The sequence below is a fragment of the Streptomyces sp. NPDC053513 genome (assembly GCF_044544765.1).
GTDB classification, from domain to species: Bacteria; Actinomycetota; Actinomycetes; order Streptomycetales; family Streptomycetaceae; genus Streptomyces; species Streptomyces litmocidini.
Map to the genome: position 1 here is coordinate 198,745 of NZ_JBITXP010000005.1, position 16,649 is coordinate 215,393.

Below are 16,649 nucleotides of genomic sequence, written 5' to 3' on the forward strand. Positions count from 1 at the left end.
TCGGCACTTCTTACTGCGTCGGGGGGTCGAGAAGTGTTACACCCCGAGCGGAAGACGTGTTCCGACGGTGATTCCCGCGGGCAGTACGGCGGTGACTCCGGTGTCGAGGCGGACGCCTCCGTTCTGGTTCCCGGTGCCGCCGTGCAGGCCGCCGCTTCCGCCGACGCTCGCGGAGCCGCCCTTCGAGCCGGACTTGCGGTCGCCGTCGGAGGTGTCGTCGGAGTCGCCCTTGCCGTCACCCGTGTCGCCCTCGGAGCCGCTCCCGGCGGAGTCCCGGCCCCCGCCTCCGGAGGTGCCGGTGTCGCCGGAGAGGATCCGGTCGCAGTAGACGCGCAGGGTGTCGCCCTTGCGCAGGGTCTTCAGAAGCTGCTGCCGGCCGGTGTCGTCGAGCTTTCCCGTCCGGTACTCCCGGCAGGCCTGGAGGGCCTTCTCGCGGCCGGCCGCCGAATCGGTGCCGGCCGCGTCGCCGCCGGGCGTCGTCCTGCCCGGGGTCGGGGTGCCGGGGGGCCGGGTGACCGTGCCGTGCCCGTCCGGGGCGCGGGGGGAGGGGGCGGTGGACCCCGAGTCGGCCGAGGGGGACGAGCCGGGCGTGGGGCCGCCACCGTCGCCCGGTTCCGTCGGGGGCGTCTCGGGGTCCTCGCGTATGCCGGGCTCCTCGGAGACGAGCGGGTCCGTCGTCTCCCCCGCCGAGACGGAGCTGGCGGGGGCGGGGCCGATCAGCGGCAGCACGCCCGTGCCCGCGGCGACGGCGACGCCGCCGACCGTGACGGCGGCGACCGCGGCGGCCAGCCCGTACCGCAGGGAACGTCCCCAGCGGCGCGCCGGGGCGGTCACGGGCGCGAGGCGTATCCGGCCGAGTTCGCCGGCGGTGGCGGGGCCGGCGGGCGCGGGCCCGGTGGCTCCGGCGGTCGCGGAGGCGCCGGCGGCCGCGGCCCGCTCGGCGGTGGCCTTGCGGAAGGCGGCGAGCGCCGCCGCCTCGCCCGGCAGTTCGGTGCGCTCGGCCGGCGGGACGGCTGGGACACGGGCCGTGCCGAGGGCCTCGGCCAGGCGCGCGGCCTCGGCGCGCGCACGGTCGTCGACGGCCTCGACCGGCTCACCGCGGAGCAGCCGCTCCGCGGCCTCCTGATCGAGCCACTGGTACCGCTCGTCGGCCATCACATGTCCTTCTGCGTACGCGGACGTGATTGCGTCACACCGCCGGGGGCCACGGGCCCCGGTGCGCGACCGCGTTGCGGAGGGACGCCGTCCAGGGGGAGGACGGTTCCCGGACCGTCGCCCTGCCCGCCGTCGGCCCCGAGGAGCTCGGCGAGCTTCTTGAGCCCCCGGTGCGCGGCGGTGCGCACGGCGCCGGGGCGTTTCCCCAGGGTGTCGGCGGCGCTCTTGGCGTCGAGGCCGACGACGACGCGCAGGACGACGGCCTCGGCCTGGTCCTGCGGGAGCTGGGCGATCAGCTGCATGGTGTCACCGGTGGAGAGGGCCTCCAGGGCTTCGCCTGCCGTGTCGGAGTCGGCGGGCTTGTCGGCGAGTTCGGTCTCGTCGGCGCCCACGGCGGGGCGGCGGCCGCGCATCCGGACGTGGTCGAGGGCGCGGTTGCGGGCGATCCGGGCCGCCCAGCCGCGGAACCGGTCCGCGTCGCCGTCGAAGCGGTCGAGGTCACGGGCTATCTGGAGCCAGGCCTCGGAGGCGACGTCCTCGGCGTCCGCGTCGCCGACCAGTGTGCGTATGTAGCCGAGCAACCGGGGGTGCACGGCGCGGTACACAGTACGGAAGGCGTCCTCGTTCCCGTCCTGCGCAGCGAGCACCGCGGCCGTCAGCTCCGCGTCGTCCCCCAGCACTCCCCTAAACCCTGTTCGTCGGCAGCGTGGCCGCGTCCCGCGTCATCGCGGCTGGTCATCACCGCCACGCCGGCTCGCGCACCTGCACGCTACGTGGTGTCGCGGCGTCTCGTCCACGCGGTCCGGGGTCTTTGTGCAACTTGCAACCTCTGGGCGTCCGGAGGTGGTGTGACAGAAACCGCACGCCCGGCGCTGATAGGAGTACGGAGCCGTGCTGCGGCTCCGTGGACGACGACCGGGGCCTCTCCTGTGGGGGGTGGCGGCCCCGGTCGTCTCCCTTTTTCCCTCCTTCTTCTCACTCTTTCTCGCGACCTCTCGCCGCCCGGGGCGCAGTACGCCCTTCGGGTGTCAACCGCCCGTTGACAGTGGAGGACTGTCAACCTAAGGTTGCCTCATGACGAATCCAGTCGGCATGAATGTCCCCGTCCGTCTCGACGAACTCATCGAAGCCATCAAGAAGGTCCACCCGGACTCCCTGGAGCAGCTCTCCAGCGCGGTCATCGCGGCGGACCACCTCGGCGACGTCGCCGACCACCTCATCGGCCACTTCGTGGACCAGGCCCGGCGCTCCGGCGCCTCCTGGACCGACATCGGCCGCAGCATGGGCGTCACCCGGCAGGCGGCCCAGAAGCGCTTCGTGCCGAAGGAGCCCGACGCCTCCACGATGGACCCGAACGCCGGGTTCAGCCGCTTCACCCCGCGTGCCCGCAAGGTGGTCGTGGCCTCGCAGGAGGAGGCCCGGGCGGCCGCCAACGACCAGGTCACGACCGGACACCTCGCCCTCGGCCTGCTCGCCGAGCCCGAGTCGCTCGCCATGCGGTGGCTGGCCGGGCACGACGTGACGGGGGAGGCGGTGCGCGAGGCGGTGACCCCGACGCTGCCGCCGCGGGCCGAGAAGATCCCGGCGCTGATCCCGTTCGACGCGGACACGAAGAAGGTCCTGGAGCTGACGTTCCGCGAGGCCCTGCGCCTCGGCCACAACTACGTCGGCACCGAGCACATCCTGCTGGCCCTCCTGGAGCACGAGGACGGGCGGGGCGTGCTGAGCGGGCTCGGCGTGGACAAGGCCGCGGCGGAGCGGGAGATCGCTGAGGCGATCGCCTCGGTCGCGGTCCAGGCGCCGGAGGCCTGACCGGGGCCTCCCGCACGGAGCGAGGGGGTGGCCGGCACCGGCCGCCCCCTCGTCCCGTACGGAACCCCGCGGCTCAGGCCGTCCGCGCCCGGCGCGAGACGACCGCGCGCAGCACCCTGCCGCCCTCGACGGACACCTCACGGGCCCGGCGCAGTCCGGTGGGCCCGTGCGCGGCGGCTTCCAGGACGGCCAGCTGGCGGCGGAGCTCCCCCGCGAGCAGCGGACCCGCGCCGTCCGCGTCCCCGGCCCGGCAGCGCTCGACGAGCCCGTCGGGCACCTCGGCCGCGTCGTACCGCCCGTGCAGGGCGAGCGCCGCGACGGAGCAGTCGCCGGCCCAGGCGCGCAGGGCCTCGGCGGTCCAGGCGGCCGGGGCCCGGTCGAGCATGCGGCGCACGGCCTCGGCGTCCTCCGTGCCGTCGGCGTCGAGTTCGACGCGGGCCTTGGCGACGGTCTCGCCCCACGCGTCTCCGTCGCCGCGCGCGACGGCCGCCCACACGGGACGCAGGGCGTCGGCCCGGTCGGGGGCGAGCAACGGCAGACAGCGGTCGAGGCAGGCGAGCCCGGCCGCGGCCAGCCCTCGCTCGTCGGCCCCGTCGATCAGTTCCAGCAGGCTCCGGCCGTTCCCCGACGTCATGGACGCCTCCTCGCCACCCGATGCGGACGCAGTACTTCCACTACTGCGCCGAGGGGCGCTTTTTCGTCACTGCGCGGCCGGAATCATGCCAGCGGCCTTGGCGTGCTGCATAGAGGTCAGACGCCGGACGACGAGGATGGCGAGAACGGCGGCGGCGGCGTCGAGGGCGTAGTACGCGAGGGCCCAGGCGGCAGCGGCATCGTAGGCCTCCGGCGTGTCGTCATGCCTGTACAGCCGCGTGCCGACCTTCTCCACGACCCAGGAGGCCACCCAGCACGCCCACCAGGCGTTCAGGAGCACCAGGCCCCGGGAGCCGTCGGCGGCGTACGGCTGCCAGCGGCTGGCCCGCCAGATGTCGACGGCGATCCCCCGCGGGATCCAGAGGTTGGCGATCGGGACGAACCAGCCGCCGATGGCCCAGCCGGGCTTCCGGCCCTGCAGATCAGGGGCCCAGACCTCGGCGTTCTTCCGCAGTCGGTGGAACCAGACGATGAAGACGACGGCGGTCGCCGTGAACAGTGTGAACGCCATGTTGGAGGCCACGTTCAGGTCGACCTGTCCGAACACGGCCGGATCGAAGGTGTAGGGCATCGCGTCGGCCATCAGCCAGCGGACCTCGAACAGGCCGAGCAGGACGTCGAAGAGGATGTTTCCGGCCAGCAGGGCCACGACGGCTCTCGCGAGGCCGTTCGGATTCTTGAGCGTGAGCAACTGGTTCCCCCCAGGAACGTGCGGCGGCCGTTCGGCCGCCGCCGGGGGAACGTACGCGATCCGGACCGATCGCGTCCACGACAAAAAGTCAGCCCACCTTCGACGCCAGCCCCTTGAACTGCGCCCAGGTCAGCGCCGGTGGGCGCGGGTCCCAGACCTTCTGGGCCAGGGCCGCGAGCGGGAGGCGGATGCCGGCCGCCACCTGGGCCTGCGTCTGCGCGCGCGACAGGTCGCACCAGACCGCGAGCCGGCCGCCGAGGATCTGGGGGTCGTACCGCGCCGGCACGGGGGTGGAGCCGCGCAGGACGCGGGGGGTCCACTGCTCGTAGATCCGGCGGCCGGTGGGATACGGGAACTTATTGGGCTCGCCCAGGATGTAGTAGAGGTAGTCGTCGTTGAGGTTGACCACCTTGCGGCCCTCGCTCAGGTACGAGACGGGCAGCCGGGCGCCGATCTCGCGGCCCGTCCAGTACTCGACCTCCAGGTCCTTGGCCGGGACCGCGACCCCGCCCGTGAAGAAGCCGTCGTTCCAGGCCTTGAGGGTCTTGCCGGTGGGGCGGACTACGGCCGCGCGGTCGTTCAGCCAGCCGGTGGCGAGGTCCTGGACGCGGCCGGAGGGTCCGTACTTCGCGACCGCGGCCCGCGCCAGCTTCGGGTAGCTCGCCTCGGGGTTCTTGGACATCAGGGCGACGTATTCGTCGCCGCCGAGGTGCCAGTACGCCCCGGGGAAGAGCCCGGCGTACTCGCGCAGCAGCTCGTCCACGATCTTCGCCGCGTCCGGGTTCGAGATGTCGACGGTCCCGCGCGGGGCCCGGCCGCTCGCGCTGACGAGCTGGAGCCCGGGGTGGGCGGCGATGACGGCGCCGAGGTGCCCCGGGGAGTCGATCTCGGGGATCACCGTGACGTGGCGGCTCGCCGCGAGGGCGAGGATCCGGCGGACCTCGGCCTTGGTGAGGTGCTGGGCCGAGACGACCTCGGGGTGGCTGGAGGACTCGATCCGGAAGCCCTGGTCGTCGGAGAAGTGCAGCCCGAGCTGGTTGAGCTTCAGGTCGCTCATCTCCCGGATGCGGTCCTCGATCCAGGCGGCGGTGAAGTGCTTGCGGGCGATGTCGAGCATGAGCCCGCGCTGCGGTTTCGCCGGCCGGTCGGTGACCGTGCCCTCGGGCATCGCGCCGGTCGCCTTCACCGACTGCTTGAGGGTGCGGGTGCCGTAGAAGACCCCGGCCTCGTCGGGGCCGGCGATCCGGACGCGGCCGCCCGTCACCGTCAGGGTGTACGACTCGGGGGCGCCCGTCCCGCCGAGGGCCAGTTCGACGTCCCCGGGCCCGGCCGCGGCGGCGCCCCGGTACGGGACGCCGAGCTCCCCGGCGAGCAGCCGCCCCTCGTCGGCGAGGGCCCCGCTGTTCGCGGCGAGGACGACCCCGCCCGTGGGCGCGGGCTTCCAGCCGGGGCCGCGGGCGGCCTGGTGGGCGCGGACGGCGGGGACGGTGCCGGGCGCGGTGGAGAGGGGATAGGACTTCGAGGGCGTGGGGGTGGGCGCGGCCGGCGGCGTCGGCGTGGGGCTGGGAGGCGGCGCCGTGCCCGTGGGCGCGGCGCTCGCGGACGCGCCCGTGGCGGACGGGCCGGAGGGCGGGCCGGACGGAGAGCCGTTCGAGCAGGCCGCCACGGTGGCCAGCGCCACCGCGGTCGCCAGGAGGGCGGGGGCCCGACGAGGCCCTCGGAGGGAGTACCGCATCATTCGGAATCCTCCCGTAAGGACGGGAGTCCGACCACTCGACGGGGCGGAAGCCGATCGTCCATCATCTGTTCCGAAACTCTCCCTTCCGGGTGAAAATCGCGCATCCGTCGGACACTTCCCCCATCCCGTCGATAACGTTGCGTCACGTCCACCCCACCCGTCCCGGAGCACCGGAGTCCACGCTGACCAGCGACACCCACGCCCCCTGCCGGAAGCCGGGCGCCGCGGACACCCCTGCCCTACCTGCCCAGCAGACCCACTCCCGGCACACCGGGGGTCTCGTCGGGTTCAACGCGGCCTCGCCCGCCGAGGCGGTGGCGCTGCTGCTCTCCTGCTGCCACAGCACGCGCTGGGCCGAACGGGTGGCGGCGCACCGTCCGTACCCGACCGTGGACGCCCTGCTCGCCGCCGCCGACGAGGCCGGCTACGACCTCTCCCGCGCCGATCTCGACGAGGCCCTCGCCGCCGAGTCCTCCGCGCTGCCCCACCCGGACGCCCCGCCGGCCGCCCGGACCGCGCTGCGGGCCGCCCACGCCGCGTACGAGAGCAGTTTCGGACACGCGTTCGTGATCAGCCTCGACGGAGTGCGCCCCGAGGAGCGGCTCGACCAGTTACTGGCCGGTATCCGGTCACGTCTCGGCAACGAAGCGGAGGAGGAACGGGTGGTCGCCGCCGAGGAGCTCCGCCGCCTCGCCCGCGCCCGACTGGCCCTCCGGGTGGCCCAGGGGCTCACACCGCGACACTCCGGGCCGTGATTCCGTCCGCAATGCGGTGATTTCGGCCTGTGTGATAGCCCGTCCGTGCCTGTTTGATCACACCGATGGACCCCGGGCGAGCGAACCGACAAGTCGTCGCTACGATGACCGGGGCCGGTGGACCGTACCCGGCCGGGTCAGACCGACAGAGAAGCCGGCCGACCCCGATCCCCGCTCCCGGAGGGTTTTTCCGTGCCGGCTGGAACGCTGTACCGCGGCCGGGAAGGAATGTGGTCCTGGGTGGCTCATCGAGTCACCGGCGTCCTCATCTTCTTCTTCCTGTTCGTACACGTGCTGGACACCGCTCTCGTCCGCGTCTCCCCCGAGGCGTACGACGAGGTCGTCGCGACCTACAAGACGCCGATCGTCGCTCTTCTCGAGTACGGCCTGGTCGCCGCCATCCTCTTCCACGCGCTGAACGGCCTCCGGGTCATCGCCGTGGACTTCTGGTCGAAGGGCCCGCGCTACCAGAAGCAGATGCTCTGGACCGTCGTGGGCATCTGGGTCGTGCTGATGGCGGGCTCCCTGTACCCCGTCCTCGGCCACGCCGCACGTGAACTGTTCGGGAGCTGACGCCAGACATGTCGACTGACACCACCTCCGCGATCGGACCCGTCGAGGGCGGCCCGCGCTACGACGTGGACAACCCCGCGCCGTACATCGAAGCCCCCCGCAAGCGCACGGGCAAGACCCCTCGCGCGACCCGCGGCAACTTCGAGATGGCCGCGTGGCTCTTCATGCGCCTCTCCGGCGTGGTCCTCGTCGTCCTGGTCCTCGGCCACCTGCTGATCCAGCTCTTCCTGGACGGCGGCGTCACCAAGGTCGGCTTCGCCTTCGTGGCCGGCCGCTGGGCGTCCCCGTTCTGGCAGGTCTGGGACCTGCTGATGCTCTGGCTCGCCATGCTGCACGGCGCCAACGGTCTCCGCACGGTCATCAACGACTACGCGGAGCGGGCCAACACGCGCCTGTGGCTCAAGGGCCTGCTGTACACCGCCACGGTGTTCACCATCCTTCTGGGCACGCTGGTGATCTTCACCTTCGACCCGAACATCCGCTAGGCACGGGGCTGAGGTAATCCACGTCATGAAGATCCACAAGTACGACACCGTCATCGTCGGCGCCGGCGGCGCCGGCATGCGCGCCGCCATCGAGGCAACAAAGCGCAGCCGCACCGCCGTGCTGACGAAGCTCTACCCCACCCGCTCCCACACGGGCGCCGCGCAGGGCGGCATGGCCGCCGCGCTGGCGAACGTGGAGGAGGACAACTGGGAGTGGCACACCTTCGACACGGTCAAGGGCGGTGACTACCTGGTCGACCAGGACGCCGCCGAGATCCTGGCGAAGGAGGCCATCGACGCCGTCCTCGACCTGGAGAAGATGGGCCTGCCGTTCAACCGGACGCCCAACGGGACGATCGACCAGCGCCGCTTCGGCGGTCACTCCCGCAACCACGGCGAGGCCCCGGTCCGCCGGTCCTGCTACGCCGCGGACCGCACCGGCCACATGATCCTCCAGACGCTGTACCAGAACTGCGTCAAGGAGGGCGTGGAGTTCTTCAACGAGTTCTACGTCCTGGACCAGCTGATCACCGAGGTCGACGGCGTCAAGAAGTCCGCCGGCGTCGTCGCGTACGAGCTGGCCACCGGCGAGATCCACATCTTCCAGGCGAAGGCCGTGATCTACGCCTCCGGCGGCACCGGCAAGTTCTTCAAGGTGACCTCCAACGCGCACACCCTGACCGGTGACGGCCAGGCCGCCTGCTACCGCCGCGGCCTGCCCCTGGAGGACATGGAGTTCTTCCAGTTCCACCCGACGGGCATCTGGCGCATGGGCATCCTGCTGACGGAGGGCGCCCGCGGTGAGGGCGGCATCCTCCGCAACAAGGACGGCGAGCGCTTCATGGAGAAGTACGCGCCGGTCATGAAGGACCTCGCGTCCCGTGACGTCGTCTCCCGCTCCATCTACACGGAGATCCGCGAGGGCCGCGGCTGCGGTCCCGAGGGCGACCACGTCTACCTGGACCTGACGCACCTCCCGCCGGAGCAGCTCGACGCCAAGCTCCCGGACATCACCGAGTTCGCCCGTACGTACCTCGGCATCGAGCCGTACACGGACCCGATCCCGATCCAGCCCACCGCGCACTACGCCATGGGCGGCATCCCGACCAACGTCGAGGGTGAGGTCCTGGCGGACAACACCACCGTCGTCCCCGGCCTGTACGCCGCCGGCGAGGTCGCCTGCGTCTCCGTGCACGGCGCCAACCGCCTCGGCACCAACTCGCTGCTCGACATCAACGTCTTCGGCAAGCGCTCCGGCATCGCCGCCGCCGAGTACTCCGCCAAGAACGACTACGTCGAGCTGCCGGAGGCCCCCGAGGCCTTCGTCGTCGCCCAGATCGAGAAGCTCCGCAACTCCACGGGCAACGAGCGGGTCGCCGACCTGCGCCGCGAGCTCCAGGAGACGATGGACGCCAACGTGATGGTGTTCCGCACGGAGCAGACCATCAAGACGGCCGTCGAGAAGATCGCCGAGCTCCGCGAGCGCTACGAGAACGTGTCCATCCAGGACAAGGGCAAGCGCTTCAACACCGACCTCCTGGAGGCCATCGAGCTGGGCAACCTGCTCGAACTGGCCGAGGTCATGGCCGTCTCGGCCCTGGCGCGCAAGGAGTCCCGCGGCGGTCACTACCGCGAGGACTACCCGAACCGCGACGACGTCAACTTCATGCGCCACACCATGGCGTACCGCGAGGTCGGCGAGGACGGCTCCGAGACCGTCCGTCTCGACTACAAGCCGGTCGTCCAGACCCGCTACCAGCCGATGGAGCGTAAGTACTGATGGCTACCCCCGTACTGGACAAGGTCGAGGCGGACTCCGCCGCCTCCCCGTACATCACGGTCACGATGCGGATCCGCCGCTTCAACCCCGAGGTGTCCGACGCCGCGGTCTGGGAGGACTTCCAGATCCAGATCGACCCGAAGGAGCGCGTGCTCGACGCCCTTCACAAGATCAAGTGGGACATCGACGGCACGCTGACCTTCCGTCGCTCGTGCGCGCACGGCATCTGCGGCTCGGACGCGATGCGGATCAACGGCAAGAACAGGCTCGCCTGCAAGACGCTGATCAAGGACATCAACCCCGAGAAGCCGATCACGGTCGAGGCCATCAAGGGCCTGACGGTCCTCAAGGACCTGGTCGTGGACATGGAGCCGTTCTTCCAGGCGTACCGGGACGTCATGCCGTTCCTGGTCACCAAGGGGAACGAGCCGACGCGCGAGCGCCTGCAGTCCGCCGAGGACCGCGAGCGCTTCGACGACACCACCAAGTGCATCCTGTGCGCCGCGTGCACGTCGTCCTGCCCGGTCTTCTGGAACGACGGCCAGTACTTCGGTCCGGCCGCGATCGTCAACGCGCACCGCTTCATCTTCGACTCGCGTGACGAGGCGGGCGAGCAGCGCCTGGAGATCCTGAACGACAAGGACGGCGTGTGGCGCTGCCGCACGACGTTCAACTGCACGGACGCGTGCCCGCGTGGCATCGAGGTCACGAAGGCCATCCAGGAAGTGAAGCGCGCGCTGATCACGCGTCGCTTCTGACGTCCTGTTCGGCCGGGGAGCCCGTTTCTGTACGCTGCGGCGTGCAGGGGCGGGCTCTTCCATTGCGCCCGGCTTTTCCATCGCACAGAGAATCGGGGACTGATGAGCGAGCCGAACCCTTACGCGGACGGTGAGTACAAGTGGGGGCCGGGGCAGCAGGGCGGGTCGCCCGGGAGCCCGGCGTACGGATACCCGCAGGACGCGACGCCCGGGTACGGGTACCCGCAGACGCCGTCCTACCAGCCGACCCTGCCGGGCGGCGTGCCGGTGCCGCCGCAGCACGGGCCCGCGGTCGGGGGCGCGCCGGTGCTGAGCCTCGGCGACATCACCGTGGTCGGCGACCAGATCATCACGCCGGCCGGCAACATGCCCCTCAAGGGCGCCGTGTGGAACGCGATGGACATGTCGCGGACCGAGGAGAAGATGCCCACCGTGGCGATCGTCCTCGCCGTGATCTTCTTCCTCTTCTGCTTCCTCGGCCTGCTGTTCCTGCTGATGAAGGAGAAGCAGACCACCGGCTTCGTCCAGGTCACGGTGACCAGCGGCGGCCGTCACCACTCGACGATGATCCCGGCGACCGGGCCGGACACCTTCCACTGGGTGATGGGGCAGCTCAACTACGCGCGCTCGCTGAGCGTGTGACGCGCGCCCGGTCCCGTCACGCCTGGGCTCGCCCGCCGAGCCCGGTCACGCCGGGCGGGCCGGGCGGGCTCAGGCGTGACGGACGGGCCCAGGCGTTCCGGGCGGGCTCAGGCGTGCCAGGACTGGACGGGGGCGCCCGACTCCGCCTCGACCATGATCCGGCGCAACATGCCGTTGAGCAGGTCGCGTTCCTCGGGGGTGAGGACGCCGAGGAGCCGCTCCTCCTCGTGACCGAGGACGTCCATCGCGCCGAGCCAGGTCTCGCGGCCGGAGGCGGTGAGTTCGACGACGACCCGGCGGCGGTCGGTCGTGGACTGGGTGCGGCGGACGAAGCCGCGTTTCTCCAGGGCGTCGAGGCGCCCGGAGACGGAGGCGGGGGCCAGGTCGAGGTCCTGGACGAGTTCGGAGGGGGCGGCGCTGCCGCCGCGCCCCGCGAGCTTGTGGAGGGTCTCGAACTCGTGGCGTTCCAGGTCGAAGTCGACGAGGGACTGCTCCCTGACCCGGCGCAGATGGACCGAGAGCTTCTTCATCCGGGTGACCGCGCCTTCGACGACGGGGTCGAGGCGGGGCAGGACGGGCTGCCAGCGGTCGACGTGCTCGTCGGTCCAGTCGCGCGGTGCGTGTGGCGCGCGGGATTCGCGGGGGGCACGCGGTTCCTCGGAGTGTCCCATGGGGTGATCGTACGTCGGCGGGGCGCCGTTCTCCCGAGAAGTATTTCGTTGACGAATTATTCGGTACCGAAATAACCTGCGGTGCATGCCCGCCGCCCCCGCGCGCCCCGTCGCCGCCCCGCCCGTACCCCACCCCCTGCGCACCCGCTCCTTCCGCCTCCTCTTCACCGGCCGCGCCCTCTCCCTGCTCGGCGACGCCGCCATCCCCGCCGCCCTCGCCCTCGCCGTCCTGGAGGCCACCGGCTCCACCTCGGCGCTCGCCCTGGTCCTCGGCTGCGCGATGGTCCCCAAACTGCTCCTGCTGCCGCTGGGAGGCGTCGCCGGAGACCGCTTCGACGCCCGTACGGTCGCGCTCACCACGGACGCCGTACGCTGCGCCACCCAGCTCCTCGTCGGCGTCCAGCTGCTCGGCGGCGCCCCCAGCCTCGCCGTCCTCGCCGTCGCCGAGGCCCTCGGCGGCGCCGCCGGAGCCTTCGCCATGCCGACCGGCTCACCGCTCGTGAAGGGCACGGTGCCGGAGGAGGCCCTGCACCGGGCCAACGCGACGATGGGCGTCGCCCAGAGCGCCACCCGCCTCGCGGGACCCGCGCTCGCCGGCACCCTGGTCCTGACCGTCGGCCCCGGCTGGGCGTTCGTCCTGGACGCGGCCACCTTCGCCGTCAGCGCCCTGCTCCTGACCGCCGTACGGGTGAAGCGGATCCCCGTCCCCCGCCGCTCGCTCCGCGCCGACCTCGCCGAGGGCTGGCAGGAGGTCCGCTCCCGGGACTGGTACTGGGCCAGCCTCGTCGGCCACAGCGCCTGGAACGGCGCCGCCGCCGTCCTGATGACCCTCGGCCCCGCCATCGCCGTGGACCGGCTCGGCGGCGGCACCACCTGGGTCGTCCTGCTCCAGGTCGGCGCCGTCGGCTTCCTCCTCGGGACCCTGCTCGCCGACCGGGCCCGCCCCCGGCGCCCGGTCCTGACCGCGAACCTCGGCCTCGCCACGTACGCGCTGCCGCTGGCGCTGCTCGCCCTCGCCGCGCCCGCCCCGGCGACGATCGCGGCGTACGGGCTCGCGCAGGCGGGGCTCGGCTTCCTCTCCCCCGTCTGGCAGACCGCCGTCCAGCGCGCGGTCCCGGAGCACGCGCTCGCCCGGGTCACCTCGTACGACTGGCTGCTCTCGCTCGCCGCGATGCCCCTGGGGTACGCCCTCGCCCCGCTCGCCGCCTCGGCCTGGGGCCCTGGGGTACCGCTGCTGGTCGCGGCGGTGGTGGTGGGCGGGTGCTGCGCGGGGACGGCGCTGGTGCCGGGGGTGAGGCGGTTCAGGTAGGGCCGCCGTCGGGGGTCGCCGCCTCCCCGGAAGCGCGGAGGCGCCTGGCGCGCTCGCGCCGCGGAGCAGGACGACGGCCGAGCGGCCGGTGCCGACCGGGTCATGAGGGGGCGTCACCCGCCGGGCCCCAGAGGGCGGGACGCACCCGGCCCACTTCACGCCCCCAGCGACTTGAACGCGTTCAAGAGGGGGTCTACAGTCATGCCTGCCAGCTTTTGAACGCGTTCAAGGGAGGGTGGGGCATGGACCTCACTGTCGTCGCGTACATCGTCTACCTGCTGATCGGCGTGGCCCTCACCATCTGGGTCGCCCGCACGCTCAGCCGCAACGGAAGGGTCTTCCTCTCCGACGTCCTGCACGGGAACGAGAAGCTCGCGGACGCCGTCAACCACCTCCTGGTGGTCGGCTTCTACCTCGTCAACTTCGGCTTCGTCGCCCTCTACCTGAGCCAGGACGCCGCCGTCGCCGACGCCCGGGCGCTCTTCGAGGCCCTCTCCGTCAAGCTCGGAGTGGTCCTGCTCGTCCTCGGCGTGATGCACCTCGGAAACGTCTACGTGCTCAACAAGATCCGCCGCCGCGGGGTCATGGAGCGCGAGCAGGTGCCGCCGGTCGGCCCCCAGGGCTGGACCACCACCCCCAAGGGCGGCCCCTGGGCCCCGCCCGCGCCCCAGGGCTGACCGACCGTGCCCGCCCCGACCGCGCGATCGGCCCCCACGACCCCCGTGGGACGCCTGACCGTGCTGTACGACGCCGACTGCCCGCTCTGCGTGCACCTCAGGCACTGGCTGCTGCGCCAACGGCAGCTCGTCCCGCTCGACTTCGTACCGGCCGGCTCGCAGCAGGCACGGCGCCTCTTCCCGGCCCTCGACCACACCGCCACCCTGCGGGAGATCACCGTGATCGGGGACCGGGGCCAGGTCTACCGCGAGACCTCCGCCTGGATCGTCTGCCTCTGGGCCCTGGCCGAACACCGGCCCAAGGCGCACTGGCTGGCCACCCCCGCCGGACAGCCCTTCGCCCGGGTGACCGTCCTGGCGGCCGCGAAGTGGCGCGAGGCCCTCAGGGGACCGGGACCGGACGACGGGCCCTGCCGGGACGGGCACTGCGAGGTGCCCGGTCCGCCCGGTTAGGCTCGCCCCTGTGAAGGACGTGAAGGAAGAGAAGAAGGCCGACGCGAAGCCGGCGGCCGAGAAGCCGGCCGACGAGAAGAAGGCCGAGGAGAAGAAGGCCCCCAAGAGCGAACAGACCCGCACGCTCATCCTCGAAACCGCGCTCCGGCTGTTCAAGGAGCGCGGTTACGACAAGACCACGATGCGGGCCATCGCCCAGGAGGCCGGGGTCTCCGTCGGCAACGCGTACTACTACTTCTCCTCCAAGGAGCACCTCGTCCAGGGCTTCTACGACCGGATCGCCGAGGAGCACCAGGCGGCCGTCGAGCCCATCCTGACCGGCCCCGAGAAGGACCTGACCGCCCGGATCCGCGGGGTCTACCTCGGCTGGCTCGACATCGCGGAGCCGTACCACGAGTTCGCGGCCCAGTTCTTCAAGAACGCCGCCGACCCGGACAGCCCGCTCAGCCCCTTCTCCCCCGAGTCGGAGGGCCCGCGCGAGGCGGCGATCGAGGTGCACCGGCGGGTCATCTCCGGCGCCTCGGTCAAGGTCGACCCGGAACTGAAGGAAGCGCTCCCGCAGTTGCTCTGGCTCCAGCAGATGGGCCTGGTGCTGTTCTGGGTGTACGACCGCTCGGAGGGCGCGGCGAACAGCCGGCGCCTGGTGGAGCGCCTCGCGCCGGTCACCGCCCGCGCGATCTCGCTCTCCCGCTTCCGGATCCTGCGCCCGCTGGTCAAGGAGACGCACGAACTGCTCTCCGACTTCATGCCGACGGCGGCCGGGATGGCGGCCTCGGGCAAGCCCAAGAAGCGGACGGGCCCGAAGCCGCAGAGCACCCCATAGCCCCGGTCGGGCCCGGTGAGGTCCAGCCGGATCCGGTCAGACCCGGCCAGGCCCGGTCAGATCCAGCTGAGCTCCCACAGGCGCCAGATGCCCGTGCCGTCCGACAGGTACTGGGAGCCGGTGACCGCCTCCGTGGAGAGGACGTAGTCCTTCTTCTGCCAGAGCGGGACGAGCGGCACGTCGACGGCGACCTCGTTCTGGATCTCCTTGAAGTCGCCCGTCGCCCGGCCCCGGTCGCTGTACTGCTGCGTCGAGGCGATCAGGCCGTCGATCCGCTTGCTGGAGAAGCCGTTGTGGAGGGTGTTCCCGGTGCCGACGAGCGGGGCGGTGAAGCTGTCGGAGTCGGGGAAGTCGGGGAGCCAGCCGACGCCGTAGGCGTCGTAGCTGCCCTTCGCGTACCCCTTCTGGAAGTTCTTCCAGTCGACCTCGACGACCTTCACCTCGAAGAGGCCGGTCCCGTCCAGCTGCCGCTTGATCTCGGCGGCCTCGGCGACGTAGGTGGCGTCCTTGCGGACGCCGAGGGTGAACTCCACCGGCGTCTTGATCCCGGCGTCCTTCAGGAGCTCCCGGGCCTTCTTCCGGCTCGGCTCCGGGTAGACGTCGAAGAAGGCGGTGCTGTGGCCGACGAAGCCCTGCGGGATGAGGGAGTAGAGCGGCTCGACCGTGCCCTTGTAGGCGCCCTCGGTGATCGCCGGGCGGTCGAGGACGGCGGCGACGGCCTGCCGTACGGCCTTGTCCGCCATGGGCGAGCCGGGCCGGACGTTGAAGTTGAGGTTGCGGATCTCGGCGCTCTCCGCCTCGGTGATCCGGGTCCCGTCCTTGGTGCCCAGGGTCGAGATGAAGTCCGGCGGGAGCTGCCGGTGCGTCACCTGGACCTCCTTCGCCTTCCAGGCCTTGGCGAGGTCCTCGGACTGGCCGTAGTACTTCACCAGCACCGTGTGGCCGGCCTTGGTGACGGCGCCCTTGTACCGGGGGTTGGGCTCCAGTCGCGCGGACGCGCCCTCCTTGTACTCCTTGAGGACGTACGGCCCCGAGCCGTCGACCGCGGGGTCCGTCCGCAGCCTGTCGGCCGGGTAGTGGTCCTTGTCCACGATCGAGCCGGCGCCCGTGGCCACCTTCAGCGGGAACGTGGCGTCACGGCCGCTCAGGTGGAAGGTGACGGTACGGCCCTGGACCGAGACGCTCTTCAGGGTCGGGAAGAGCGGCTGCGGACCGACGTCGGTCTTGATGCGCAGCATCCGCTCGAAGGAGTACTTGACGTCCTCGGCGGTGACCTTGCGCCCATTGGCGAAGGTGAGGTCGTCGCGGAGCGTGCACTGGTACGTGGAGAGCTTGGTGCCGGAGAACCTGCAGCTCTCGGCCGCGTCCGGGACCGGCTGGCTGAGCCCCGGCTTGAACGTCAGCAGCGACTGGAAGACGTTGCTGTACATGGCCCAGGAGCCGGCGTCGTAGGCACCCGCCGGGTCGAGCGAAGTGACCTCGTCGGTCGTGCCGACGGTGATCGGATCGGTCCGCTCGCCGTCGGAGGGCAGGAGTTGCCAGCCCCCCACGCCGGCGGCCACCAGTACTCCACAAGTGATGAGGATCCGCAGACGGACCGTCGACCGCATTGCCGTGCTTCCTTTTTTTGATACCACCCCTGATGCGACGGCCCCCGGAAAACGCCGCGTGGC

The 16,649-nt window shown here is 71.8% G+C and carries 18 protein-coding genes; 11 read left to right on the forward strand and 7 right to left on the reverse strand.

Going from position 1 to position 16,649, the window contains the following annotated elements:
- Positions 1-36 precede the first annotated feature (36 nt).
- Positions 37-1,155, reverse strand: coding sequence for a hypothetical protein (locus ACIGW4_RS11040; RefSeq protein ID WP_399579809.1), 1,119 nt, complete (start codon positions 1,153-1,155; stop codon positions 37-39).
- Entirely contained in the window at positions 1,155-1,835 is a 681-nt protein-coding gene (locus ACIGW4_RS11045) for an RNA polymerase sigma factor (RefSeq protein ID WP_123454947.1), read from the reverse strand. The genes ACIGW4_RS11040 and ACIGW4_RS11045 overlap by 1 nt, the downstream gene beginning before the upstream one ends.
- Before the next feature lie 394 nt (positions 1,836-2,229).
- On the opposite strand from ACIGW4_RS11045, the gene ACIGW4_RS11050 reads away from it, so the two are divergent.
- The gene (locus tag ACIGW4_RS11050; RefSeq protein WP_399579811.1) at positions 2,230-2,967 is read left to right on the forward strand and encodes a Clp protease N-terminal domain-containing protein; all 738 of its coding nucleotides are present in this window, start codon (positions 2,230-2,232) and stop codon (positions 2,965-2,967) included.
- A 73-nt stretch (positions 2,968-3,040) separates the two neighbouring features.
- Here ACIGW4_RS11050 and ACIGW4_RS11055 read toward each other — a convergent pair whose 3' ends face one another.
- The 3 genes from ACIGW4_RS11055 to ACIGW4_RS11065 form a co-directional block, all read right to left on the reverse strand.
- Entirely contained in the window at positions 3,041-3,601 is a 561-nt protein-coding gene (locus ACIGW4_RS11055; protein WP_359589766.1) for a hypothetical protein, read from the reverse strand.
- A gap of 66 nt (positions 3,602-3,667) precedes the next feature.
- A complete protein-coding gene (locus tag ACIGW4_RS11060) occupies positions 3,668-4,312 on the reverse strand; it encodes a DUF4328 domain-containing protein (protein WP_398710279.1) in 645 nt (214 codons plus the stop codon).
- A gap of 88 nt (positions 4,313-4,400) precedes the next feature.
- Complete coding sequence (locus ACIGW4_RS11065) at positions 4,401-6,050, reverse strand: glycoside hydrolase family 20 protein (protein ID WP_399579813.1); 1,650 nt, start codon at positions 6,048-6,050, stop codon at positions 4,401-4,403.
- A gap of 137 nt (positions 6,051-6,187) precedes the next feature.
- Here ACIGW4_RS11065 and ACIGW4_RS11070 point away from each other — a divergent pair, with 137 nt between their 5' ends.
- The 6 genes from ACIGW4_RS11070 (at position 6,188) to ACIGW4_RS11095 (ending at position 11,043) form a co-directional block, all read left to right on the forward strand.
- Complete coding sequence (locus ACIGW4_RS11070; protein ID WP_123454933.1) at positions 6,188-6,805, forward strand: 2-oxo-4-hydroxy-4-carboxy-5-ureidoimidazoline decarboxylase; 618 nt, start codon at positions 6,188-6,190, stop codon at positions 6,803-6,805.
- A 192-nt stretch (positions 6,806-6,997) separates the two neighbouring features.
- Positions 6,998-7,378, forward strand: coding sequence for a succinate dehydrogenase, cytochrome b556 subunit (sdhC, locus tag ACIGW4_RS11075; RefSeq protein WP_015035721.1), 381 nt, complete (start codon positions 6,998-7,000; stop codon positions 7,376-7,378).
- Positions 7,379-7,386: 8 nt separating this feature from the next.
- Entirely contained in the window at positions 7,387-7,863 is a 477-nt protein-coding gene (locus tag ACIGW4_RS11080) for a succinate dehydrogenase hydrophobic membrane anchor subunit (RefSeq protein WP_123454931.1), read from the forward strand.
- A 25-nt stretch (positions 7,864-7,888) separates the two neighbouring features.
- Positions 7,889-9,643 (forward strand): succinate dehydrogenase flavoprotein subunit, encoded by a 1,755-nt coding sequence (gene sdhA, locus ACIGW4_RS11085; RefSeq protein WP_123454928.1) that lies wholly within the window; start codon positions 7,889-7,891, stop codon positions 9,641-9,643.
- On the forward strand, positions 9,643-10,401 hold the full coding sequence (locus ACIGW4_RS11090; RefSeq protein WP_123454925.1) for a succinate dehydrogenase iron-sulfur subunit: 759 nt from the start codon (positions 9,643-9,645) through the stop codon (positions 10,399-10,401). The genes sdhA and ACIGW4_RS11090 overlap by 1 nt, the downstream gene beginning before the upstream one ends.
- A gap of 102 nt (positions 10,402-10,503) precedes the next feature.
- On the forward strand, positions 10,504-11,043 hold the full coding sequence (locus ACIGW4_RS11095) for a hypothetical protein (protein ID WP_399579817.1): 540 nt from the start codon (positions 10,504-10,506) through the stop codon (positions 11,041-11,043).
- Between the two features lie 107 nt (positions 11,044-11,150).
- Here the strand turns inward: ACIGW4_RS11095 and ACIGW4_RS11100 are convergent, their stop codons facing one another.
- Entirely contained in the window at positions 11,151-11,714 is a 564-nt protein-coding gene (locus ACIGW4_RS11100; protein WP_123454920.1) for a MarR family winged helix-turn-helix transcriptional regulator, read from the reverse strand.
- Positions 11,715-11,799: 85 nt separating this feature from the next.
- Between ACIGW4_RS11100 and ACIGW4_RS11105 the strand changes: the two genes are divergently transcribed.
- The 4 genes from ACIGW4_RS11105 to ACIGW4_RS11120 all read left to right on the forward strand — a co-directional run bounded on the left by ACIGW4_RS11105 (position 11,800) and on the right by ACIGW4_RS11120 (position 14,976).
- A complete protein-coding gene (locus ACIGW4_RS11105; RefSeq protein ID WP_399579820.1) occupies positions 11,800-13,023 on the forward strand; it encodes an MFS transporter in 1,224 nt (407 codons plus the stop codon).
- Positions 13,024-13,265: 242 nt separating this feature from the next.
- Positions 13,266-13,700 (forward strand): hypothetical protein, encoded by a 435-nt coding sequence (locus ACIGW4_RS11110; protein WP_123454917.1) that lies wholly within the window; start codon positions 13,266-13,268, stop codon positions 13,698-13,700.
- A 45-nt stretch (positions 13,701-13,745) separates the two neighbouring features.
- Positions 13,746-14,153, forward strand: coding sequence for a thiol-disulfide oxidoreductase DCC family protein (locus tag ACIGW4_RS11115; protein ID WP_399579823.1), 408 nt, complete (start codon positions 13,746-13,748; stop codon positions 14,151-14,153).
- A gap of 10 nt (positions 14,154-14,163) precedes the next feature.
- Positions 14,164-14,976, forward strand: coding sequence for a TetR/AcrR family transcriptional regulator (locus tag ACIGW4_RS11120; protein WP_123454913.1), 813 nt, complete (start codon positions 14,164-14,166; stop codon positions 14,974-14,976).
- 56 nt (positions 14,977-15,032) lie between these two features.
- Here ACIGW4_RS11120 and ACIGW4_RS11125 read toward each other — a convergent pair whose 3' ends face one another.
- Entirely contained in the window at positions 15,033-16,586 is a 1,554-nt protein-coding gene (locus tag ACIGW4_RS11125; protein ID WP_359589773.1) for an ABC transporter substrate-binding protein, read from the reverse strand.
- Positions 16,587-16,649: the final 63 nt, after the last annotated feature.